Source organism: Pedobacter fastidiosus, from assembly GCF_014306625.1.
In the GTDB taxonomy this organism is placed as follows: domain Bacteria; phylum Bacteroidota; class Bacteroidia; order Sphingobacteriales; family Sphingobacteriaceae; genus Pedobacter; species Pedobacter fastidiosus.
Genome location: NZ_JACRYL010000008.1, coordinates 55,793 through 77,286 on the forward strand (window position 1 = coordinate 55,793; position 21,494 = coordinate 77,286).

A 21,494-nucleotide genomic window follows, 5' to 3' on the forward strand; every position below is an offset into this window, starting at 1 on the left:
GGAAGGTTTTACTCTTTAATTACAATCTTATTCCCACTTAGATCAAACTCATAACTTGTCGCTTTTGAAATCACTTTTAAAACCTCATCAATATCCGCCTTACGGGATATTCTGATATAAAGGTTCTTTTTCGGCATGTGTTCTGCATCTACTTCTACATTGTACCATCTAGCTATCTTTTGCATTACAGTAGCTAGCGAAACATCGTTAAATAGAAACTCACCTTTTGTCCATGCGTTAAAATCATCTGCAGAAACATTACGTAAATCCAATTTTCCGTAGTGCGCATAAACTTGCTGGTTTGGCTTTAAAATCACTTGGGCACCATCCGAATTGGAGAATTTAACACTACCTTCTAATAAAGTGGTTTCTGTACCTTCATCTTCCGGATAACTACTTACGTTAAATTGTGTTCCAAGCACTTTGATTTCATTACCAGCAACACTAACAATAAATGGCTTTAATGGGTTTTTAGCAACATTAAAGAAAGCCTCACCCTCTACATATACTTTTCTTTCAGCCCCGCGGAAGCCTGTAGGAAAAGTAAGTTTAGAACCAGCATTTAGCATTACAATAGAGCCGTCGCTCAAAGCAATTCTATATTCGCCTCCTATTGGTGTTGTTAAAGTGTTCAGCTTTGATGCAGTTACAGAATCTGCATTTACAGCCATAAAAACAATTGTACCATCGGCCTTAGTGCTTACCGTAACCCCTTTTGCACGCAAGAGAATTTTTGGTTTTCCAATCCCAAGTCGAATTTGTTTTCCGTTTAGACTAAGGCTTGCCTTTGCCGAACCAGAAACAACTTTAGAAGATTTAAAAGAAAATTTTAAAGCAAAAAACGCAACAAAACTAAAGAGCAATACAGCTGCCGCAATCCGAAAAAAGTTGATCGATTTTACTAATCTCAAAGCCTTGTTTTCAGGTTTTGCAAAAAGTTTTAATGATAGTTCAGCACGAATATCGTTTAGTCTTTCTTCCCCAGCAACATCTAATGGTTTTTCTGTGTTTTCAAATTCAGATTTTATCAGATTCTCTAATTCTTGCCGGTCTGCATTTCCAAAATAGCTAAAAAGTTGCTCAAGCTCGCCTGCATTGCTCTTTTCTGCAATAAATTTCTTGAATAATTCTGGTTTTAAAGAGTTTTTTTCCATCGTTGTCATTATATAATATGCACGAGATGGATGAACACACTATTCGCACTTAATTTTTTTTTAAATTTTAACCTTTTAGATAGGCTGCTACGCAAAAGATAATAAATTCTTGAGAATGGAAAAAGACATAACGTTTTATATACTTGGTTGCGCTAACCAATTGATTACTTACTGTTGATGGACTTAATGATAGAATTTCAGCGGCTTCCTGATAAGTCTTACCTTCCATTTTGCAAAGTTTAAAAATTTCTTTACGTTGAGCTGGAAGCTTTTCGATAGCATTATTAAGGAGTGCAATTCGCTCTTTATTGAAAATATAGTCTTCAGTTTGATCGTAAAATTCAGCGAATGTTTCTAACAGATGTCGTTGCATTTTTACGTCAAGCGCTAGTTTTCTGTAATATGCATATATTGTATTTTGAGCAATGGTGAATATCCAACCCTTAAATGATTTGCTCAAATCGATTTCTGATTTATGTAACCAGACTTTTAAAAAAACATCTTGCATCAACTCATCTACAATTTCGTTGATTTTTATCATCCGTTGCATCTTTGGAAGAAGCATCTTGCTATATCTTGAATAAATAAAGTCAAAGGATTCCCTTCGTCCACTTTTAAGGCCTTCAAGGTATCCTAATTCTTCGCTATCGTTCAGATTATCAGTCGACATTTTGTCAAATCTACAAATTAAGGCTCTTAAAACTTAATAAATTGTATAACAAGAGTTATAGATTATATATTAAACACAATTTTCAAAAAATATCAAATCAAAATCGATCGATTGACCTACTTTTTATTGTTAGAGAGAAAATTATGCACTGATATTAATTAGAACAATCATCTTTTAAATGGGTTAAACCATCCGGAAACTTAACATTAAGGATAAAACAAGGTCAATACATTTTAGATTACCAAATCAATAACAATTCCTTATGCGTTTTTAAACCAAATCCAGACTTATTTTTAAAGCTACAAATTATAGTTTCTTAAACTCAAACCGTAGTGAACCCTCTTCAGTTTGATCATAGCCATAAATGTACAGATTGCCATCATAGTCCTTTCTAAGACTAAAACTGACGCCTACTTTTCCCTCGCCCAACCTCTCTAAATCTATTTCGTTGCTGAACTGCCCATTAGCTTCTTTTAGGCTGGAAAAAGTCCATCTCCCTTTAAATGTATTTGTGTCAGATAAAGGTTCTAATTGCTTAACTGTAATAAAGTAATTTCCTTTCCAATATCGCCCTGTCTGTTTTAAATCATCCGCTGCAATCTTTAATAGAATTATTGATCCATTTGGAACCTTTAATATACTTGCTTGATATTTGTTTACTTTAAAAGAATACGCCCCAGTAAATTGCTGAATAGATACAGAATCTCTAACCTCATCATGATCATCGATACCAATAGGTACGGTACACCCCTTTAAAAAGATGGTGCCAAATAGTAGAACAACCAAAAGATATTTAATCATAACTGTAGAAACTTTTCTTGAAACTACACTATTTATCTCAATTGCAAGCAACTCCTATTTTGGATTAATCACCATGCCATTTTCTTCCCGAATAAGCTGAAAAGGTGATCAGGCCGAACAATTATATAATCATCATTAAGTGAGTTGGCAACATTTTTAAAACTTGTTGGCGATATATTTGTCCAAGGTTGAGCCTGAATAATCAGGAAACGTGGCGAAGTTCTATTCCAACCAGCAGACGCAGAGGCGATATGATTTTTCATCGCCTGTTCATTTGTACAGTAATTACAGGTAAGTGCCATTCCCGGCAAGCTATTATTGTAGATTGTAAGTCCACCTCCTGTATTTTGAGCCGTTACACCTAGTAATGATTTCGCCTGACTGGCATAAACCTTCCCAACATTTGGGTTTATGCCACCAACAATTGTGTTCCAAATCGTGATTACCCTTAAACCAGCACGATTATTATAATCCTCAGTTTTAGAAACAAACTGTTTTAGTAAATTTTCATCAGACCAAGTATTGGGATAAGTATAGCCATAGCCAGAAGGCCCGGAAATTAGATTATCATTGATGGTTGAAGTTTGCCAGTAGTAATTAAGTGCTCCAGGCATAGCATCAAGCATAGCAGGAGAAACCGTCCACCCCATTGGAACAGCACCACGATCTGGATTATTCCAAAGCTTGCGCATTAAGTGCTCCGTAAATTGTAAATTATCGCCATCACTCAATATAAATGCAACATAGATTTTGTTTTTGAGTTCTGGTTTTGGAGGGATAGGTTTTATATTTACGATTCTGGATGTACCGCTATGTACCGTTAAATTAGAGCACCAATCACTTGCAATAGTTGCAACACCATATTTTGAAGCCCGCTCTACCCCCGGTCCTTCTTGTGGCCACCAGCCCATAAAGCTCGAGCCAGGCGACATAGAAGAAAGAAATTTGTTGAGCAACTCACTCTCATCAGCTATTTTCGGATCAAGCCATATTACGCCAACACCTAAAGCCACTGCATATTCACGAAGAGCCGCTTTATGCGCATTGGGGTTTAGTCCAATTAATAAGCGGTGATCAAGATGAGGCCAATATTCATTGTAAAGCGATTGATAAACTTCCAATTTACTGTTATATTTCCCCTGCAAATCAAGTAAAACAGGTAAATTATAAGGGGGAGAAGTTAATTTGGCCAACAATAGTGGCGAGGCAATCAGTGCATTTTTGCTTTTTGCAAGTACTGTGGCTAGGTTAACTGTATGTGTTTGGGCAGGATCATAAACGATCAAACCTGAAATTTCACTTCGATATTTCTTAATTAAATCCCATTTATCTATAGGTTCAGACCATTTCAAACCCAAAGATTGCAACCAGGTATGTGGCCCTTCGCCAAAGGCATCACCCTCATAAGAAAAAATACGTGGCTTAGTTTTATTTACAATGCCTTTTAGCGAAGCAAATAAGTACATTTCTGCTGAGGTATATGGAGAATTTTGACGCAGCGTAATTAAATCCTGAACCTGCGCAGGTGCGGAGAAAGATGGAAGTAACTGACCATTTGGCCATTTAATCTGACCCAGAGATGGTGAGAGAAATGAAAAGAACAAAATAAAGAATATACCTATGATTTTAAGCATTTTAGATAGTTTTATCATCTGTTAAATATAAGGCAAAAAAAAAGAGCTCGACGAATGCCGAGCTCAAAGTACTCAAGAGGAGATTCGAACTCCCACACCCATACAGGCGCCAGCCCCTCAAGCTGGTGCGTCTACCAATTTCGCCACCTGAGTTTGTGTTGCAAATATAATTTAATTTTAGATTTAAGGAATACCCATTTTTTAGTTTGCTAAATTTCTATGTTCAAACCATCGTATGCAAGCCTGATATGGCTTGGAAGTTCGCTTTCTACAACATCATGCAAACCTAAATTGTGGCTTATGTGCGTTAAGTAAGTTACCTCTGCCCCTACCTTATTTGCAAAATTTATGGCTTCGTTTAAAGTAAAGTGAGAAATATGAGGTTCTCTCTGCAAGGCGTTTATAACCAACACTTTTGTGCCTTTAATCTTATTAAAAGTTACATCAGATATCGTTTTTGCATCCGTAATGTAAGTAAAATCGTTAATTCTGTATCCTGTAATTGGCAAAAGATGATGCATAATTTCTATCGGGGTTATGGTACGCTCCCCTATTTTAAAATCTTCGCCGTTATTTACCGTATGTAAATTAATTTGTGGTAAACCATGATATTTGGTCTCAGCAAAAATATAATAGAATTCTCTTTTCAACGCCGTTTGAACCCGCTCTGTTGCATAAACATCAATAACCTTGTGCAACAGGTAATTAAATGGGCGAATATCATCCAAACCCGCAATATGATCTTTGTGTTCGTGGGTAAACAGAACGGCATCCAAATCTTTAACCTCCTCACGCAAAAGCTGATATCTAAAATCAGGACCACTATCTACAACAATAGTTTTATCATCTGTTTCGATTAGAATTGAAGTTCTTAAGCGTTTATCTTTCTTATTTGTAGATCTACAAACTTCACAATTACAAGCAATTACCGGAACACCTTGTGATGTACCAGTGCCTAAAAAAGTAATTTTCATCGTAAAAAACTTTCCTTTCTAAATATGTAATCAACGATTTGCATCTGCATTTAAAATAATTCGGTTTGTTGTAAAGAATGAAAAAATTGTCGTTGCTTTTCATCAAGCATGTTTTCATCGGCAGTAGTCTGCTTTACCAATGTAACCAAAGCGGCAATTTTTCCCTCTAAATTAGAAAATTTATTAACCACCACGATTTTGTTATGCTCAAGCAGGCACGAACCTGTTTTAAAGTTTCCTTTCTCGTAACGAACCTTAAAACCCATTGCCAAAAGCAATTGCTCTAATTTCTCTAAAGTGTGGTTTGTTAGTGGCAAAGACATTGGAACAAACTTAGAGAAATCTAAGCAGCAATCATAAAAGATGGGATGATTTTTTTAAAGGCTTCGACAGCTGAGATATTTTGTTTTTTCTACCTTAGTAACTATAGCTATTAGCCCAACTAAGCCTAAGTAGTGCATCTTCGTTCCGCTTAAAACCGGCCTAACAAATTTTTGGGGATGAAGTGACCAAGCCAGAGCATAAACTTTAATACAAAAATTTTCAGCCGGCAATTTTGTTTCTTTTGTTGTCAAAAGAAAAAAGCCTGTCTGGCCAAGACAAAATACTATACATTTAAAACAAAAAAGGTTCAGCTGTTTCCAACTGAACCTTTAAACTTCCATGTACGGAAATTAATTATCTTAAATCTACCACTTCAACACCTGGATATTTCTTAGCATCGAAAGCGAAAGTAGTTTCTGGAACATTTACATTTGGTGAAAATGTTTTCACGTTGTAAGTGTATTTGTTTCCATTTTTATCAAATAAAACTACATTGGCAATTTGCTTAGCAGCTTTATCAATACTTAAACGTACTTTAAAAATTGATTTTTTTGCATCTATCGGAGTCAAATCAATCATTTGGTAAGTTTTGGCGCCAACTTTCTCTTCGCCAGTATAAATGTATTTAAAGCCTTTTTCGTAAACTGTAAATATTTTAGCAGGATTTATAGCATCACCACTGTTATCTACATTGCTTACCTGAACTTCTTTATCCTTTTTTAAGTAAGTCCACTGGCTTTTACCATCGCTAAACAACTCTTGATTAGTCATTGCTACTTTGTACTTGTTGGAGTTTGCTTTAACATACAAAGTACCTTGTTGTGTTTCTTTTACCTTAGCTTTAGGGTTATCCAAAGTGAAAGTAAAATCAGTTTTTACAATATTGTACGATTTGTATTTTTTACTCACATCTGCTAAAATTGCTTTAGCTTTCGCATCAGTTTGAGCATAGGTTGATGTTGTAAAAGCAACTACAACCATTAATGCTGAAATTAATTTCTTCATCTTTTCTTTTTTAAATTTTCTTTTGAAACGTTAGAGTAGATTATTTCGTATAGGTTTAATCTAATCCTTGTTATTCATACTATTCAAGAATTGTTCCAAAGAATATTCATCAGGATATAAAACCTCACGTGCTTTACTGCCCTCAAACGGACCAACAATTCCCGCAGCTTCCAATTGATCAATTATTCTACCCGCTCTGTTATAACCAAGCTTAAGTTTACGTTGAATGAGAGATGTAGAGCCTTGTTGATGCAATACAATCAGCCTTGCAGCATCCTCAAAGAACTTATCTCGCTCGTTAGGATCAAAATCTGCCTTAGTACCCTCTCCTGCTTCATCAACATATTCTGGAAGTTGATAAGCATCAGAATAACCTCTTTGATTGCCAATATATTCCGAAATTCTATCCACCTCAGGTGTATCAACAAAAGCACACTGTAGCCTGATTAAGTCGCTTCCAGTGGATAGAAGCATATCTCCACGACCAATTAACTGATCTGCGCCACCACTATCTAAAATAGTTCTTGAATCAATTTTTGATAAAACCCTAAACGCGAGTCTTGCTGGGAAGTTGGCCTTAATTGTACCCGTAATAATATTAACCGATGGGCGCTGAGTAGCCAAAACCAAGTGAATTCCAATTGCCCTTGCCAACTGTGCCAATCGTGCAATTGGTGCTTCAACTTCCTTCCCTGCAGTCATCATTAAATCGGCAAACTCATCAACAACCAATACAATGAAAGGTAAAAAGCGGTGGCCGTTATTCGGATTAAGCTTGCGCTTGATAAATTTATCGTTATACTCTTTTAAATTTCTTACCTGCGCATCTTTCAACAAATCATAGCGCTGATCCATTTCTATACAAAGTGAATTCAAGGTATTTACAACCTTTTTGGTATCGGTAATAATTGCATCTGCTTCTCCAGGAAGTTTCGCTAAAAAGTGTCGTTCAATTCTATTAAATAAAGTTAACTCTACTTTTTTAGGATCGACCAATACAAATTTTAACTGCGCAGGATGTTTCTTAAACAAAAGAGAAACGAGAATTGCGTTAATACCAACAGACTTACCCTGACCAGTTGCCCCAGCCACCAATAAGTGAGGCATTTTAGCTAAATCCGCAATAAAAACCTCATTACTAATGGTTTTACCTAACGCAATTGGCAAATCCATGGTATTTTGTGTCCACTTTTCAGTATTTAAAATACTACGCATAGGCACCATTTCTGGGTGTTGATTTGGAACCTCAATCCCTATAGTTCCTTTACCCGGCATTGGTGCAATGATACGAATCCCCAAAGCGGCCAATGAAAGTGCAATATCATCTTCTAAGTTTTTAATCTTCGAAATCCGAACACCAGGTGCTGGTATAATTTCATAAAGCGTAACCGTTGGGCCAATTGTCGCCTTAATCTTATCAATTTCTATATTATAATGATTAAGCGTTTCTACAATTTTATTTTTATTGGCTTCTAATTCTTCGGCGTTTACCGAAATTTTATTGGTACCATAATTCTCTAACAAATCTATTGTTGGATATTTATAGCCCGCCAAATCCAATTTTTCGTCGTAGTTGCCAAATTGCTCAACTAAATCTTCTGATTTTTTATCTTCTTCCGTTTTTTGGATGGTAAAAGTAGGTTCTTTTTCTTCTTCAATAACAGGCTCAACAACTAAAGGCATTGATGATGCTGCAGTTGCTAAAGGTAAATTAGTGGCCAAAGGCGATAAAATTACTGGAGGAACAATTTCATTTTTTTCCTCCTTTTCTTCGTATCGATTTGGCTGTAAAACTACATTCTGCTGTTTCCGCTCATTATTTAAAGATGGCTTTTCCCGAGCAGGAAACTCGATTGGTGAAGATGGCTCATCAAAATCTTGGTTTTTAGAATTTTGCGCCCTTACTTCATTTACATAATCTGGAGTTTCATTATCTAGATAAACTTCTTTTTCTTTACGTTCAGGAAATTTAAAATCGATGTTATATGCGATGATTAAAATCGTTAAACCCGCAAAGGCGATTAAACCGGCAACACCTGCGGCACCAATTTGTGCACCCAATAATTTATTGCTCCAATAACCAAACTCACCTTCTAAATAATGTGGCGATTCTGCCCAGAAGCTATGTGCGAAACCTAAAGTTAAAGAGATGAAAAGCAGAAAGAAAAAGCTATATCCTAAAGTTTTAGAAATCGAAAGAATTTTTACTTTAAATAACAATCTATAACCGATAATGAAAAAAGCCAGCACAAATAAGAAGGAGGCAATTCCAAACCATTCATAAATAAACTGATGGGAAAGTAATGCCCCAAATTTACCGAGCCAGTTTTGTACCACTGGGGTAGTTACTCCGGCTTCCTTTAACTCATCGGCAGTTTTGAATAAATTTCCCCATCCCCCATTCGCATCAATTACATAACTCTGATCATCTTGCCAAGTAAACAAATACGAGGTAAAGGCAATTAAAAAGTATAATGAAAGGATTACGAAAAACAATCCTATAATTTTTATAGCACGGCCATCCTGCAAATCAAAATTTGGTAAATATTCTCTTTTTTCTCTCGGCTGGCGGCTAGACGCTGTTTTGCCTGATGCATTTTCTGCACCTTTATCTCTGAATGTATTGGTTTTAAACTGGTTACCCCTTACCGACATTTTCTATCCTAGTATTTTAATATTGAACAAATATAAAATATATAGTTATATCTGTTACGAGTTTTACAATCTGTTTTAATTAAAAAATAATTGCCACTTATTAAACCTTAAACAGAATTTTTAGTCTATTATTTCAACAGCACAAAAAGTTGTTACGTTTTATTCAAATGAAACGGATTTTGTTTTAGGTTTTATCCCGTTTGACCTGGAGAGGTGAAACGGGATTTTTATTTTAAGGTGATAGACGATTTAGCAAATAATACTTAGCGCTATTCCTAACCCATCACGCAGAGGTTTTAAAATGTATAAATTACTGTAATAGGTAAACCTTGTAGGTTTTCAAAACCTACGAGGTTTGAATGCACCAAGGCCAACCATTACATTAATTTCACTTTACAAACTCATCTAGCAAACTTCACTTCTATATATTTAAGCACTTAATTTTACACTCTATTAATTTTTTGTTAATTTAAATCGATTTTTGAAATAAGATTCACAACATGGATATAGCGCAACTCGAAGAACAAATTGAGAACGGCAATTTACAAGCAGTTAAAGAAATTTTGATTAGTAACCCCAAGTTGGCAAATACAGACACCTCTCATCGTATTTCGCCATTATTACTGGCTTGTTACTATAAAAAACAAGATATCGCTAACCTAATAGCAGAATTTGTTGATGATTTAACCTTGTTTGAAGCCTGTGCAGTTGGAAAATTTGATACAGCGACATTATTGATTTTTCAAAACCCTGACCATATAAATGATTTTTCTGAAGACGGATTTACGCCTTTAGGTTTGGCATGTTATTTCGGTCATGAAGATTTGGCGAGATTTTTAGTTTTGAAAGGCGCTGATGTTAATTTGGCCTCGAAAAATGGATTTAACGTTTTCCCAATTCATTCTGCAGTTGCTGCAAATAATTTCAATATTACTAAAATGTTGCTCGAAAATGGCGCTTATCCAAACGTTTGCCAAAAAGCGGGTTTAGCACCGCTACATACTGCAGCACAGTTGGGTGATATCGAATTAATTATTCTATTGTTAGAACATGGCGCAGAAGTTTCTTTAAGAATGGAAGGCGGAAAACTACCTGCAGACTTAGCATCCGAAAAAGGGTTTCATGAAATCGCAGAGATTTTAAGAGAAGATTAATCCTCTAGCCCCCTAAAGGTGGAACAAAAGCATGGAGTAAAATTAAGGCACAAATAATGCTGTAAAAATTTCATGGAAACGTAACGGAAAGATTTTAGAACTTTCTATGAACAATAGAAAGGAAAAGCCCCTTTAGGGGCGGAGGGGTTTTTACTCCCAAATCCTAGATCTCATCCTTTTCATATAGGTTCTGATATCCAGAACCACCGCAGCCAGAATATAAAATAAGATGGGAAATCCAACAGCCAAAAACGATGAATAGATAAAAAACAAGCGAACCTTCGCTGTGCTCATGTTAAGTTTATTGGCTAAATAAGTGGATACGCCAAAACTTTGCTGTTCAAAATAGGTTATGATTCTCTGAAACATTTTAAGCTTATTTTAAATTTCAATCAAAGATAAAATTAAAGAAAGCGAAAATAATAAATCGTTTTTCAAAACTAATTTAACAATAATATTTGGCAAATAATCTTTAATTTAAAGACTCCGTCAAATTTTAAAGCACATTAATCTAGTATCAATTTCTCAAAATCTTGTTTATCCTCATGTTTAATAAACAATATTTGCTGATCTTCTAAATTTGAAAACTTTTTCTTTAATTCATTTTTAAATGCTTCAATATCAACATCTGCACTCAAAATCACTGTTAAAGCATCGGCATTACCTCTAACTTCAATAATTTGACCTGGATAAAGTTCTTTAAGTTCGTGTGGGAATTCCATAATTATCAAAACCGATTAAAGGATAGAAAGTTTGTTAAATTTTAAAAGCATTTACATCTGCCTCAAAATTTTAATACCAATACCACAAGATAGACATTTTTTCTTGTCGCAATATTGTTTTTTCAATTGCAAAATCCCTTGTGATGCAAAAGCATTCTCCATCTCCACGCCAGCCTGATAAAACTTATCGGTAATCGCATTTTGCTCTGCCGGCAGACTTTCCAATAACTTTATTGCTCTGCTAATATAATGTTGAGTTGCAGTGTGCTTTCCATATGCAAATAAAAACAAGGCAACTGCATTCAACAATATATTAGCAATTGAGGTTTTTCCGATTTGGATACTTACTCCAGAAACTTCTTTCTTGAAATGATAATGGGTTTTCCAAAATTCGTTAATCGGTAAATTTTCAAATAAATTTCTGAGATTGCTAACCTCCTTAATCTCCAAAATTTTAGAAAAAAGATGATTTGAATTAACAATTAATCCTGCAAACTGTGCTAACCGAATGGTTGGAAAATTTTGTGGTCGCATGCGCATAAACTTCCAAACCGAAACTTCAACAGATTTAATTTTATATTTCTTTTGAAGAAACTCAAATTCCTTCTTCAATTTTGCTGGATATTCCTCTTGAAATTTGTTGTTTAAAAAACCTGCGCTGCCAAAAACCAAAGCTTCAATTTGTAATGGATTATCTTTATGTTTTGAGTATATATTCTGCGGAATTGCCTTTGCGAAAAGTTCGAATGGTAAAGCATTTACTTTGAATCCAAAATTTTTGGCCATAAAACGATAAAACGTTTCATCCCAATTTCCGTTGAGTTCGCTTAAAGTTTCAAAAACAGCAATTGTTTTTTCTTCATAACGTTCAATTAATGTTCTCGACAGAAAAGAATCGACGATCAATCTATCTACGCTTCGAATTTGAGCGATGCATGGAAAATCGGTTAGGGTTAGAAATAGGGTTTCATATTTATTAATCAGTTCGTTTGAAATTCTATCTTTTAATTCCAAAACGGGAAGAACAGAACCATCAATTCTCTTAATTTCTACATCGTGATCATAAACTACATGAAGAACTACATTTTCATAGCTTGTATCTAATTGATGATTATGCTTTAACCAATCAGATGATTTAATATGAATCTCTACATTGCCAGCCCATACAGTTTCACCAATCTGAATTTTGGCGTTACTAAAGTCGGGACCTGAATTTTTATTAAGAAAACCCTGATGAATAATTTTAAGTGGCGCTCCATCGGATGTTTGCAATTCGTTAAAATCAAACGACTTAAATTGCCATACATAATGGAGAAAATCTTCAGGAAAGTTCATTCTTGAAGGTAGTAATTATTCCTAAAAGTTTTAAAATAAATATTTTGCCTCTTTGGAATAATTATTAATTTGAGTTTTATTAACAAATAGCGCACTGTTAAGAACGGTCGTCATTGCGAGGCACGAAGCAATCCTACAACGCCTGTTCGTATCAAAAAAACCTATAATATTAAGATTGCTTCGTACCTCGCAATGACGAGGTGGCTTTTCTAAAGCCACAAAAGCATATTCATTTTTAAATATAAATCAATTTCAGTTTATTATTTCCAAAGTAAGCAAGTGATATGGTTAATGAGTAGATATCTAAATTCGCCAAAGGATAATTTTCAGCACATTTTAATCAATAGCTAATGATATGAATTTTAAACAACTTCAGCTTTCTTCTTATAATTAGTAATAAAAACGCCTGCAATAATTAATACTGTAGCTACAACCAAATCAATATTTACTTCTTCACTTAAAATTAACCAGCCCAAAAATATGGCTATAATTGTATTAAAATAGGTTAAGATTGAAACTTCGGATGCCGAAACTTTTTTTAAGGCATAATGATAACAGAAATATCCAAGCACTGAGCCAAAAATAGCTAAGTAGCAGGTTGCAAAAATACTTTCTGTTTTCCATGTTGCAACATCAGCTTTGCCCGAAAATATTAAGGCTAGAAAAAATTGAACAATTGCCGAGAACACGAATTGATAAAATAAATTCAGGAAAATATATTGAGGCTTACCGCTATGTTTTTTGGAGTAAATGGTTCCAATCGTCCAGCCTGAAACCGCGATTATCAAAGATAAAATTCCATTTCGATAACCGGGTTCTAAAAGGTCGCTTATTCCATCTCTAAAAATAAACACGATTCCTAAAAAGCCAATAAAAACTCCAATAAAGCCTTTCAGAGTTGGTTTTTGAATCCCAAGAAAAACACAGCCTATAAAAACCAATAGTGGAGATGTAGCATTAATCAAAGAAGTTAATCCGCTGGGAATGGTCTTCTCTGCTACGGTTGTCATGCCATTGGCGATAACCACCATTAGTATAGATAATAGAATTTGTCTTTTAAAACTTGCCCAACCAATCCATTTTAATTCTTTCTGCTTAATTAAAATAATTAGGATAATTATTGAGGCAATTGTTTGGCGCATGGCCGTTACATACCACGCGGGAATACTTTCTACAGCAATACGAATTCCCAAGTAAGTTGTACCCCAAATTAGGGCAACGCCAGTTAAGGCAAGGATAAGTTTTAAATCTATTTTGGATTTCATAGTTAGATTTATATGTTTAACCACAGATGAGCACAGATAAACACAGATATTTGATGATGAATGGTCTTTGACCATTTTTTATGAGCACAAATTCAAGATTAGTAACCGTTGACCATTCTTTTTATTTCAATACGCGGTTTGCTGAAATTAATAATTAAGCCGCAACGTTTATTACAGGCAATTAAATAATTCATTAATTGAGCTTGATGTACATCAGTTATCATAGTAACAGTTTTTAGTTCTATCACAACTTCATTTTCAACAAATAGGTCAGCAAAGTAATCGCCTACGATTTCATCATCGTAGAATACTTGTAATGCATGTTGTTTGATGACACTTAACCCAGCCTTTCTAATCTCTATAAATAATGCGTTCTCGTAAACTTTTTCTAAAAAACCACAGCCCAAAGTGTTTGAAACCTTATAAGCGGCTCCAATAATTTTTTCTGTGATTTCATTTTGGCTCAACATATATGCAATTTATAAATTTCAGCAACAGTTTTTATAAAACGCATTATTATCGTTGATATAAAGACCCAAATCTGTGTTTATCCTGTCTATCTGTGGTTAAATATTTAGCTAAACCAAATTAGCTCCAACCAAAATTCCCTCCATTTCTTTCTGCAATTTCAAAGCCTCGTCCCTAGCCTTTCCCGCGAAATCTTCGCCTTGGCTAGCATAAATAATTCCTCTTGATGAGTTAATTAACAATCCGCATTGCGAATTCAAGCCGTATTTACAAACCTCTTGTAAATCTCCTCCTTGTGCACCAACACCTGGAACCAAAAGAAAGTGATCTGGAGCTAATTTACGAACATCGGCAAAAGCAGAACCTCGCGTTGCGCCAACTACATACATTATTTGTTCATTTGTTGCCCAATTTTGAGAGGTTCTTAAAACTTTTTCGAAAAGTCGTTCTTCCCCTATTTCTTGTAATTGGAAATCGGCATGACCAGAATTTGAAGTTAAAGCCAAAAGAATTACCCATTTATCCTGAAAAGTAAGAAATGGAGTAACCGAATCGCTGCCCATATAAGGCGCTACAGTAACCGAATCGAAACTCATTTCTGATGATGCTTCATTAAAAAATGTTTCGGCATACATGGCAGAAGTATTTCCAATATCGCCACGTTTTGCATCGGCAATAGAAAAAATATCCTTTGGAATATATTTCCAGGTTTCAATTAAAGTCTCCCATCCTTTTTTACCATAACACTCGTAAAATGCAGTATTAGGTTTGTACGCTACGCATAAATCTTTCGTGGCGTCAATAATCTGTTTATTAAATTCTAAAATTGGATTTTCGTATTTTAATAGGTGTTTAGGAATTTTATCAAGAGAAGAATCCAATCCAACACATAAAAATGAACGTTTTTTTTGGATCTGCTCGAAAAGTTGTTGCTTAGTCATATAAGGGCTTATCTGCTGCAAATATGAAGATTTTTAAGTTTTAAGAGCGACAAAATAATGCCAAGATTAATTATTTTTATAAACAATTTAAACTTTTCCTTGCAGATTACGTTTCAAATACATACAATTGCAACATAATTTCTCAATCGTTTATCTGAATATCCCAGAAAAATTTATCAAGACTTGTTTTTTGTTACCATTTTCTAAAGGCGATTTATCGTTTTTTATTCAGCTTATAAACACTTTATGAAACCATTTGAGTAATTCCATAATCAACTCATTTAAGTTTTATATCCTAAGAATTTATACACAATGAAACCGCAGGACCAACGCTAACACAAATATTTTGGCCCTTGCAGATTTATAGCAGAAAGCATCCGTTATAAACAAAATGAAAATTTCTTGAAACATATATATTTAGAATGTTCAGTAAAACAGAATTAAATGATAAGCTCACATCAGAATTACGTGAGCTTGCAAAAACTTATGGCATTGAAGCTGCCGATTCCCTTAGAAAAATTGATCTTGTTGAAGTGCTTTTACACCAGCAAGAAATTATAAATGCAGCCAAATCTGGCGCAGATCCATATAGCGAACCTGAAGCAGAGGCAGTAGCAGTTGCTCCGGCCTCGAAAACAAAAGCGCCAAAAGCAGAGAAAGCACCGAAGGTTGCTGCCGAAGCTGTTACTACAGAGAAACCTGTTAAAAAGAGAGCTCGCTTAAGTAAAGATGAACCGGCCGCTCCAATCGAAAGAAGAAGAGATTCAGTTACCTTATTTGATGAGCCTCAACACCAACAGCAACCCGAAAGACAGCCTGACAGGATTGTTGAATCAGAAGAAGGCAGTAGTAAACCAATTTCTGCTCTAATAGAAGAAAGTGCTGAACCGGTAACAATTGCTCCGAAACAAAGACTGGAACAACGAGAAAAACAAGAAAAATCTCAACGTGAGGATAATCGTCAGCCAAAACAACCAGGTGGCGGAAATCACCATAAAAACGAAAACAGTTATTCTAACTTAGATTTCGATAACGTTATTACAAACGAAGGTGTTCTAGAAATTATGCCAGATGGCTACGGTTTTTTACGTTCGGCAGATTATAACTATTTAACCTCTCCTGATGATATTTACGTATCTCAATCTCAAATAAAACTTTTCGGTTTAAAAACTGGAGATACCGTAAAAGGTAGTATCCGTCCACCGAAAGAGGGTGAAAAATATTTTCCATTGGTTCGCGTAGAAACGATTAATGGTAGAATCCCTGCAGAAGTTCGTGATCGTGTTCCTTTTGATTATTTAACACCGCTTTTCCCAACTGAAAAATTAAATTTATTTACGGATAATAACAATTATTCTACCCGTATTATGGATTTATTTACGCCAATTGGTAAAGGACAGCGTGGTTTAATTGTGGCGCAACCAAAAACGGGTAAAACCAATTTACTTAAAGAAGTTGCCAACGCAATTGCTAAAAACCATCCAGAAGTTTATTTAATCATTCTTTTAATTGATGAGCGTCCGGAAGAGGTTACTGATATGGCTCGTAGTGTAAGAGCTGAAGTTATTGCTTCTACTTTTGATGAACCGGCTGAGCGCCATGTAAAAATTGCCAACATTGTTTTAGAAAAAGCAAAACGTTTGGTAGAAAGTGGGCATGATGTGGTGATTCTTTTAGATTCGATTACACGTTTAGCAAGAGCCTACAATACCACGGCGCCTGCATCGGGTAAAATTTTATCGGGTGGTGTTGATGCGAATGCATTGCACAAACCAAAACGTTTCTTTGGTGCGGCTCGTAACATCGAAAACGGCGGCTCATTAACTATTTTGGCTACTGCATTAACCGATACAGGTTCTAAAATGGATGAGGTTATTTTCGAAGAATTTAAAGGTACGGGTAACATGGAGTTACAATTAGACCGTAAATTATCTAACAAAAGAATTTTCCCTGCAATCGATATTACAGCTTCGAGTACTCGTAGAGATGATCTATTATTGGATAGAGATACTTTACAACGCGTTTGGATTTTACGCAACCACCTTGCAGACATGAACAGTCAAGAAGCAATGGAATTTGTACAAGCTCAAATAAAAGGTACAAAAAGCAACGAAGAATTCTTAATTTCGATGAACAGCTAAAAATAAGTAAAATGGAAGATGGTAAATGGATCAGGTATTCTTTTCCATCTCTCATCTTCCATCTCCGATCTTACATCATATGAAAAGGCATATTCCTAATGCGATTACCTGTGCAAACCTTTTTTCTGGCTGTATAGGAATCGTTTTTGCATTTAAAGGCGATTTACAAACCGCAGCATATTTTGTAATTCTATCTGGAGTTTTCGATTTTTTTGATGGAATGGTTGCTCGTTTACTAAATGTAAAATCGGCTATTGGGAAGGATTTAGATTCTTTGGCAGATATGGTTAGCTTTGGGTTTCTGCCCGGTGTAATGATGTTTCAGCTTTTAAAAGGGAGCGATTACACTTCAGAATACCTACCCTATTTAGGGTTTTTCATCACAGTTTTTTCTGCTTTGCGTTTAGCCAAATTCAACAATGATTCTAGGCAAGCAGAAGATTTCATCGGTTTAAACACTCCAATGAATACTTTATTTATCTGCTCTCTACCTTTTATAGCAGAAGATTATCCCGAAGTAATTGGTTCGAGTATTCTATTAATTGCCATAATAGCCATAACAAGTTATCTGTTGATTAGTGAGATTAAGATATTTTCTTTGAAGTTTAGCAATTTAAGTTGGTCAAAAAATAAGATTAAGTTTATTTTCCTGATTTTATCTGCCTCATTAATTGGTTTTTTACAATTCGCCGCAATCCCCTTTGTCTTGGTATTGTACATAGCACTTTCCATGCTACACTTTAAAAGTGCAGGCAAAGAAATTCAATAAGAATTTATTAATCTAAATTAGGTAATACATCCTTTTTAGCATCCTCAAGCTGTTGGTAAATGATTATCAACAAATCTTTAAGCCGTTCAATATTATCAGGAATCAGTTCTACATCAATTTGCTTTCGGGCGTTTTCCTCAATGGATTGAACAAAATCCTTCACATCACCTCTTCCAACATAACTGAATGTAGGCTTTATTTTATGCGCACAGTTAGCTACCTTATCCCAGTTTTTAACGGATAAAGCATCTTCTAGCTCAGCTAAATAAAAAGGTGTCTGTTCAATAAACGTATCAAAAACTTCGATCATAAATTCTGGATTATGACCAACCATTTCTGTAAGATATGATAAATCTAAGGGATGATTATCATTGTTATCTTGCATAAAACAAATTTAGTTATTTACAACTTCTTTACCTCTAAATTATCGGTAATATTTTTAGTAATTTCTGAAATAGTGATATTTAGAATTGGATGAACGACTTCTGAAGCAATTTCATTTAAGGGCTCCATAACAAATTTTCTAAATTGCATCTGTGGATGTGGAACCTGCAATTTATCTTCAATATTAATTACTTCGTTTCCATATAAAATCAAATCGATATCGATTAGTCTTTCGCCCCACTTTTCTTTACGAATTCTACCCAATTTTTGCTCGATTTCTAAAGCTCTATCCAAAACTTCAACAGCAGTTAAAGTGGTGTTTACAGCAATTGCTTGATTTAAAAATACAGGCTGATCTGTTTTTCCCCAAGCATCGGTTTCGTAAAGGGACGATTTTTCCGAAACATTACCTATATTTTTGCCAACAAGTTGGATGGCCTGATCCAGAATTTCTGCCCTATTTCCCAAATTACTTCCTAGTAACAAATAAGCAATTGTACGCTCTAATGCCATATTAAGCCTCGTGTATTTTTATATCTTTACAAATCAAAATTAAAACATTTAAATGAGAGAATTTTTTAAATATCTATTTGCCTCAATGCTAGGCTTTTTCCTTTCTATAATCATTGTAATTGTCATTTTTGTTGCTTTTATAACGATAGCTATTTCATCCATAGATAGCGACAAAACTACTGTTGTAAGTAATAATTCCGTTCTATTTTTAAACTTGGATCAGGCCATTACAGAACGTACTCCTAAAAATCCATTTGGTAATTTACCAATTGTTGGTGGCGAGGAAAAAGATGGAATAGGCCTAAACGATTTGCTTAAAGCAATTGCAAGAGCCAAAACTGATGACAATATAAAATGCATCTATTTAAACGTTAGCAGTCCGAATGCAGGTTTTGCAACCATGCGTGAGGTTAGAAATGCATTAATTGATTTCAAAAAATCTGGCAAACAAATCATTTCTTATAGTGAAGTTTATACTCAGGGCGCTTATTATCTGGCCTCTGCCTCAAATAAAGTTTACTTAAATCCTGAGGGTTCCTTAGAATTTAAAGGCTTTAGTTCTGAGCTCACTTTCTTTAAAGGAACTCTGGAAAAAATTGGAGTCGAAATGCAGGTAATCCGCGTCGGAAATTACAAAAGTGCCGTAGAACCATTCATTCTTGATAAAATGAGCGATTACAATCGTAAACAGGTTACGGCGTATGTTGGTGGTTTATACAATACCTTTTTAACAGACATTGCTGATACAAGAAAACTGCAAAAAGATAGTTTGTATGCTGTGGCCGATAATTATAAAATAAGAGAACCTCAAGATGCAGTTAATTTTAAAATGATTGATGGTTTAAAATATAAAGATCAAATATTAGAAGAATTAAAAGGTTTATCTGGAAGATCGAAAAAGGAAAATATCATCTCTGTTTCTATTAACGATTATGTTAAAAACAACACTTCAACAGGTTCTGGAAAAGATAAAGTTGCCATTATTTATGCCAACGGCGAAATTACTGGTGGCGAAGGTTCTGATAATGCAATAGGGTCTGAAAGAATTTCAAGAGCGATTCGTAAAGCTCGTTTAGATGATGACATTAAAGCAATCGTTTTACGCGTTAATTCTCCAGGTGGAAGTGCATTAGCTTCAGATGTGATTTGGAGAGAGGTTGTGTTAACCAAAAAAGTAAAACCGGTAATTGCTTCGTTTGGAGATGTTGCGGCATCTGGCGGTTATTATATTGGTTGCGCTGCAGATAGTATTTTTGTACAACCAAATACGATTACAGGCTCTATTGGTGTTTTCGGGATTATTCCAAACTTCCAAAACTTAATGACAAATAAATTGGGAATTACTTTCGATGGCGTAAAAACAGGGAAGTATGCTGATATTATGGCAACCAATAGACCAATGACCCCGGGAGAAAGATTTATTATTCAAAGCGAATTAAATAGAATTTACAGTGGCTTTGTTAGCCGCGTGGCGGATGGAAGAAAGAAAAGTAAAGCTTATATTGATAGCATTGGCGGTGGCCACGTATGGATTGGAACTGATGCCGTTCAAATTGGTTTAGCCGATAGAATTGGGAGTTTTAGTGATGCGATTAAAGCAGCAGCAAAAAAAGCAAAACTTAAAGATTACAAAGTTGTAGAATATCCAGATGTGATTGATCCTTTGAAATCTTTGTTGGAAGAAAGTACCGATAAAATTAAAACTTATTACACTAAACAGGAACTTGGCGAAAATTATATGCTTTATCAACAAATGAAAAAAGTAGTTGCAAGTTCAGGTATCCAAGCAAGAATGCCATTTGAGGCAGTTATAAAATAGGGTTTGATGGATGATGTAGATGTGTGCTGGAATAAACCATCTCCATCTTACATCATCCATTTCACATTATTCAACTTGTTTCCATTCTGGATGGAGCGTTAAATAAGTTCCATTAACAGATACATTTTTTGGATGAACGGTTAGCGAAATACTTTTCCCTTTGAGAAATTCAAATCCAATTCCTTCAGCCTTCGAATCATAAACCATAATACTGTCTTTTGTCTCATTAAGATAAGTTGCGATACGAATCATACCTGGAAATTTCATTTTTGTATCATCCAAACTTCTACCTGTCCCAAAGTTATCTTGTGTTTTAAACTGATTTGATGTAATTCTAATCTGCTTAACATCTTTGCTTATTAAGGTTGTATCTTTATATGAAGAATAAATGGCGAGCTCATTTTTTTCATTTTCAGTAGAATCTTTACTATACCAAATCCCCCAAGCCTTTCCCATGGCTGCATCTCCAGCATCTGGCCTACCCAACTTTTCGCCAACAAGTTCCATATTTTCACCAAGAGAAATTTCTCCTACTGATCTTCCCGGAACGATTAAATACCTTTCATCAACAATTTTCCCTGGTCCAGATTCAATACTTGCAATCGAATCCACTTTAGTAGTATCGTTCGTTTTTGATGATTGGCAAGCAACTAAACTTAGGCTTAATCCTAAAAGAATAATTTTTATAGATTTCATATTTAGAGAACAATGTTTTGCAAAAATTGTGTGCAGAATCTAATCACTAAATGAAGTTTTAATGCATTAT

21 protein-coding genes and 1 tRNA gene are annotated in these 21,494 nt (G+C 34.9%); 4 read left to right on the top strand and 18 right to left on the bottom strand.

Annotation, left to right across the window (positions count from 1 at the left end; all coding sequences use genetic code 11):
* Positions 1-8: 8 nt before the first annotated feature.
* The 9 genes from H7U22_RS10295 to H7U22_RS10335 all read right to left on the bottom strand — a co-directional run bounded on the left by H7U22_RS10295 (position 9) and on the right by H7U22_RS10335 (position 9,217).
* The gene (locus H7U22_RS10295; protein ID WP_187071278.1) at positions 9-1,154 is read right to left on the bottom strand and encodes a FecR family protein; all 1,146 of its coding nucleotides are present in this window, start codon (positions 1,152-1,154) and stop codon (positions 9-11) included.
* Between the two features lie 67 nt (positions 1,155-1,221).
* Positions 1,222-1,824 carry an RNA polymerase sigma factor gene (locus H7U22_RS10300; protein WP_187071279.1) on the bottom strand — a complete coding sequence of 201 codons (603 nt, stop codon included), beginning with the start codon at positions 1,822-1,824 and terminating at the stop codon, positions 1,222-1,224.
* A 306-nt stretch (positions 1,825-2,130) separates the two neighbouring features.
* The gene (locus H7U22_RS10305; RefSeq protein WP_187071280.1) at positions 2,131-2,625 is read right to left on the bottom strand and encodes a hypothetical protein; all 495 of its coding nucleotides are present in this window, start codon (positions 2,623-2,625) and stop codon (positions 2,131-2,133) included.
* Between the two features lie 68 nt (positions 2,626-2,693).
* Positions 2,694-4,259: a GxGYxYP domain-containing protein gene (locus tag H7U22_RS10310; protein WP_248284717.1), complete on the bottom strand. Its 1,566-nt coding sequence runs from the start codon at positions 4,257-4,259 to the stop codon at positions 2,694-2,696.
* Between the two features lie 69 nt (positions 4,260-4,328).
* A tRNA-Leu gene (locus tag H7U22_RS10315) sits at positions 4,329-4,412 on the bottom strand.
* Between the two features lie 56 nt (positions 4,413-4,468).
* Positions 4,469-5,233 carry an MBL fold metallo-hydrolase gene (locus H7U22_RS10320; protein WP_187071281.1) on the bottom strand — a complete coding sequence of 255 codons (765 nt, stop codon included), beginning with the start codon at positions 5,231-5,233 and terminating at the stop codon, positions 4,469-4,471.
* A 50-nt stretch (positions 5,234-5,283) separates the two neighbouring features.
* The gene (locus tag H7U22_RS10325) at positions 5,284-5,556 is read right to left on the bottom strand and encodes a hypothetical protein (RefSeq protein WP_187071282.1); all 273 of its coding nucleotides are present in this window, start codon (positions 5,554-5,556) and stop codon (positions 5,284-5,286) included.
* Positions 5,557-5,911: 355 nt separating this feature from the next.
* Complete coding sequence (locus H7U22_RS10330) at positions 5,912-6,562, bottom strand: LolA family protein (RefSeq protein ID WP_187071283.1); 651 nt, start codon at positions 6,560-6,562, stop codon at positions 5,912-5,914.
* A gap of 60 nt (positions 6,563-6,622) precedes the next feature.
* Positions 6,623-9,217 (bottom strand): FtsK/SpoIIIE family DNA translocase, encoded by a 2,595-nt coding sequence (locus H7U22_RS10335; RefSeq protein ID WP_187071284.1) that lies wholly within the window; start codon positions 9,215-9,217, stop codon positions 6,623-6,625.
* A gap of 500 nt (positions 9,218-9,717) precedes the next feature.
* On the opposite strand from H7U22_RS10335, the gene H7U22_RS10340 reads away from it, so the two are divergent.
* Positions 9,718-10,371 carry an ankyrin repeat domain-containing protein gene (locus tag H7U22_RS10340; protein ID WP_187071285.1) on the top strand — a complete coding sequence of 218 codons (654 nt, stop codon included), beginning with the start codon at positions 9,718-9,720 and terminating at the stop codon, positions 10,369-10,371.
* A gap of 150 nt (positions 10,372-10,521) precedes the next feature.
* Here H7U22_RS10340 and H7U22_RS23060 read toward each other — a convergent pair whose 3' ends face one another.
* The 6 genes from H7U22_RS23060 to pyrF form a co-directional block, all read right to left on the bottom strand.
* The gene (locus H7U22_RS23060; RefSeq protein ID WP_248284718.1) at positions 10,522-10,740 is read right to left on the bottom strand and encodes a PspC domain-containing protein; all 219 of its coding nucleotides are present in this window, start codon (positions 10,738-10,740) and stop codon (positions 10,522-10,524) included.
* Positions 10,741-10,877: 137 nt separating this feature from the next.
* Positions 10,878-11,093 carry a hypothetical protein gene (locus tag H7U22_RS10345; protein WP_187071286.1) on the bottom strand — a complete coding sequence of 72 codons (216 nt, stop codon included), beginning with the start codon at positions 11,091-11,093 and terminating at the stop codon, positions 10,878-10,880.
* A 51-nt stretch (positions 11,094-11,144) separates the two neighbouring features.
* Positions 11,145-12,428: a DUF2851 family protein gene (locus tag H7U22_RS10350; protein WP_187071287.1), complete on the bottom strand. Its 1,284-nt coding sequence runs from the start codon at positions 12,426-12,428 to the stop codon at positions 11,145-11,147.
* A gap of 362 nt (positions 12,429-12,790) precedes the next feature.
* On the bottom strand, positions 12,791-13,693 hold the full coding sequence (locus H7U22_RS10355) for a DMT family transporter (protein WP_187071288.1): 903 nt from the start codon (positions 13,691-13,693) through the stop codon (positions 12,791-12,793).
* Positions 13,694-13,791: 98 nt separating this feature from the next.
* Entirely contained in the window at positions 13,792-14,163 is a 372-nt protein-coding gene (locus tag H7U22_RS10360) for a GxxExxY protein (RefSeq protein ID WP_187071289.1), read from the bottom strand.
* A gap of 108 nt (positions 14,164-14,271) precedes the next feature.
* The gene (gene pyrF / locus H7U22_RS10365; protein WP_187071290.1) at positions 14,272-15,102 is read right to left on the bottom strand and encodes an orotidine-5'-phosphate decarboxylase; all 831 of its coding nucleotides are present in this window, start codon (positions 15,100-15,102) and stop codon (positions 14,272-14,274) included.
* A gap of 422 nt (positions 15,103-15,524) precedes the next feature.
* Between pyrF and rho the strand changes: the two genes are divergently transcribed.
* Together rho and pssA are read left to right on the top strand one after the other, a co-directional pair.
* Positions 15,525-17,243 carry a transcription termination factor Rho gene (gene rho / locus H7U22_RS10370; protein WP_187071291.1) on the top strand — a complete coding sequence of 573 codons (1,719 nt, stop codon included), beginning with the start codon at positions 15,525-15,527 and terminating at the stop codon, positions 17,241-17,243.
* Between the two features lie 79 nt (positions 17,244-17,322).
* Positions 17,323-18,012 carry a CDP-diacylglycerol--serine O-phosphatidyltransferase gene (gene pssA / locus H7U22_RS10375; protein WP_187071292.1) on the top strand — a complete coding sequence of 230 codons (690 nt, stop codon included), beginning with the start codon at positions 17,323-17,325 and terminating at the stop codon, positions 18,010-18,012.
* Positions 18,013-18,019: 7 nt separating this feature from the next.
* On the opposite strand, the gene H7U22_RS10380 is transcribed toward pssA, so the two are convergent.
* Together H7U22_RS10380 and folK are read right to left on the bottom strand one after the other, a co-directional pair.
* On the bottom strand, positions 18,020-18,397 hold the full coding sequence (locus H7U22_RS10380) for an Hpt domain-containing protein (RefSeq protein WP_187071293.1): 378 nt from the start codon (positions 18,395-18,397) through the stop codon (positions 18,020-18,022).
* A 17-nt stretch (positions 18,398-18,414) separates the two neighbouring features.
* Positions 18,415-18,909, bottom strand: a complete 495-nt coding sequence (folK, locus tag H7U22_RS10385; protein ID WP_187071294.1) for a 2-amino-4-hydroxy-6-hydroxymethyldihydropteridine diphosphokinase — start codon at positions 18,907-18,909, stop codon at positions 18,415-18,417.
* 52 nt (positions 18,910-18,961) lie between these two features.
* Here folK and sppA point away from each other — a divergent pair, with 52 nt between their 5' ends.
* Positions 18,962-20,728: a signal peptide peptidase SppA gene (gene sppA, locus H7U22_RS10390; RefSeq protein WP_187071295.1), complete on the top strand. Its 1,767-nt coding sequence runs from the start codon at positions 18,962-18,964 to the stop codon at positions 20,726-20,728.
* A 66-nt stretch (positions 20,729-20,794) separates the two neighbouring features.
* Here the strand turns inward: sppA and H7U22_RS10395 are convergent, their stop codons facing one another.
* Positions 20,795-21,424 (bottom strand): hypothetical protein, encoded by a 630-nt coding sequence (locus tag H7U22_RS10395; protein ID WP_187071296.1) that lies wholly within the window; start codon positions 21,422-21,424, stop codon positions 20,795-20,797.
* Positions 21,425-21,494: the final 70 nt, after the last annotated feature.

Coding starts and splice junctions, on each gene's coding strand:
- H7U22_RS10295 (WP_187071278.1), bottom strand. CDS start 1,154: ATGGAAAAAAACTCTTTAAAACCAGAATTATTCAAGAAATTTATTGCA.
- H7U22_RS10300 (WP_187071279.1), bottom strand. CDS start 1,824: ATGTCGACTGATAATCTGAACGATAGCGAAGAATTAGGATACCTTGAA.
- H7U22_RS10305 (WP_187071280.1), bottom strand. CDS start 2,625: ATGATTAAATATCTTTTGGTTGTTCTACTATTTGGCACCATCTTTTTA.
- H7U22_RS10310 (WP_248284717.1), bottom strand. CDS start 4,259: ATGCTTAAAATCATAGGTATATTCTTTATTTTGTTCTTTTCATTTCTC.
- H7U22_RS10320 (WP_187071281.1), bottom strand. CDS start 5,233: ATGAAAATTACTTTTTTAGGCACTGGTACATCACAAGGTGTTCCGGTA.
- H7U22_RS10325 (WP_187071282.1), bottom strand. CDS start 5,556: ATGTCTTTGCCACTAACAAACCACACTTTAGAGAAATTAGAGCAATTG.
- H7U22_RS10330 (WP_187071283.1), bottom strand. CDS start 6,562: ATGAAGAAATTAATTTCAGCATTAATGGTTGTAGTTGCTTTTACAACA.
- H7U22_RS10335 (WP_187071284.1), bottom strand. CDS start 9,217: ATGTCGGTAAGGGGTAACCAGTTTAAAACCAATACATTCAGAGATAAA.
- H7U22_RS10340 (WP_187071285.1), top strand. CDS start 9,718: ATGGATATAGCGCAACTCGAAGAACAAATTGAGAACGGCAATTTACAA.
- H7U22_RS23060 (WP_248284718.1), bottom strand. CDS start 10,740: ATGTTTCAGAGAATCATAACCTATTTTGAACAGCAAAGTTTTGGCGTA.
- H7U22_RS10345 (WP_187071286.1), bottom strand. CDS start 11,093: ATGGAATTCCCACACGAACTTAAAGAACTTTATCCAGGTCAAATTATT.
- H7U22_RS10350 (WP_187071287.1), bottom strand. CDS start 12,428: ATGAACTTTCCTGAAGATTTTCTCCATTATGTATGGCAATTTAAGTCG.
- H7U22_RS10355 (WP_187071288.1), bottom strand. CDS start 13,693: ATGAAATCCAAAATAGATTTAAAACTTATCCTTGCCTTAACTGGCGTT.
- H7U22_RS10360 (WP_187071289.1), bottom strand. CDS start 14,163: ATGTTGAGCCAAAATGAAATCACAGAAAAAATTATTGGAGCCGCTTAT.
- pyrF (WP_187071290.1), bottom strand. CDS start 15,102: ATGACTAAGCAACAACTTTTCGAGCAGATCCAAAAAAAACGTTCATTT.
- rho (WP_187071291.1), top strand. CDS start 15,525: ATGTTCAGTAAAACAGAATTAAATGATAAGCTCACATCAGAATTACGT.
- pssA (WP_187071292.1), top strand. CDS start 17,323: ATGAAAAGGCATATTCCTAATGCGATTACCTGTGCAAACCTTTTTTCT.
- H7U22_RS10380 (WP_187071293.1), bottom strand. CDS start 18,397: ATGCAAGATAACAATGATAATCATCCCTTAGATTTATCATATCTTACA.
- folK (WP_187071294.1), bottom strand. CDS start 18,909: ATGGCATTAGAGCGTACAATTGCTTATTTGTTACTAGGAAGTAATTTG.
- sppA (WP_187071295.1), top strand. CDS start 18,962: ATGAGAGAATTTTTTAAATATCTATTTGCCTCAATGCTAGGCTTTTTC.
- H7U22_RS10395 (WP_187071296.1), bottom strand. CDS start 21,424: ATGAAATCTATAAAAATTATTCTTTTAGGATTAAGCCTAAGTTTAGTT.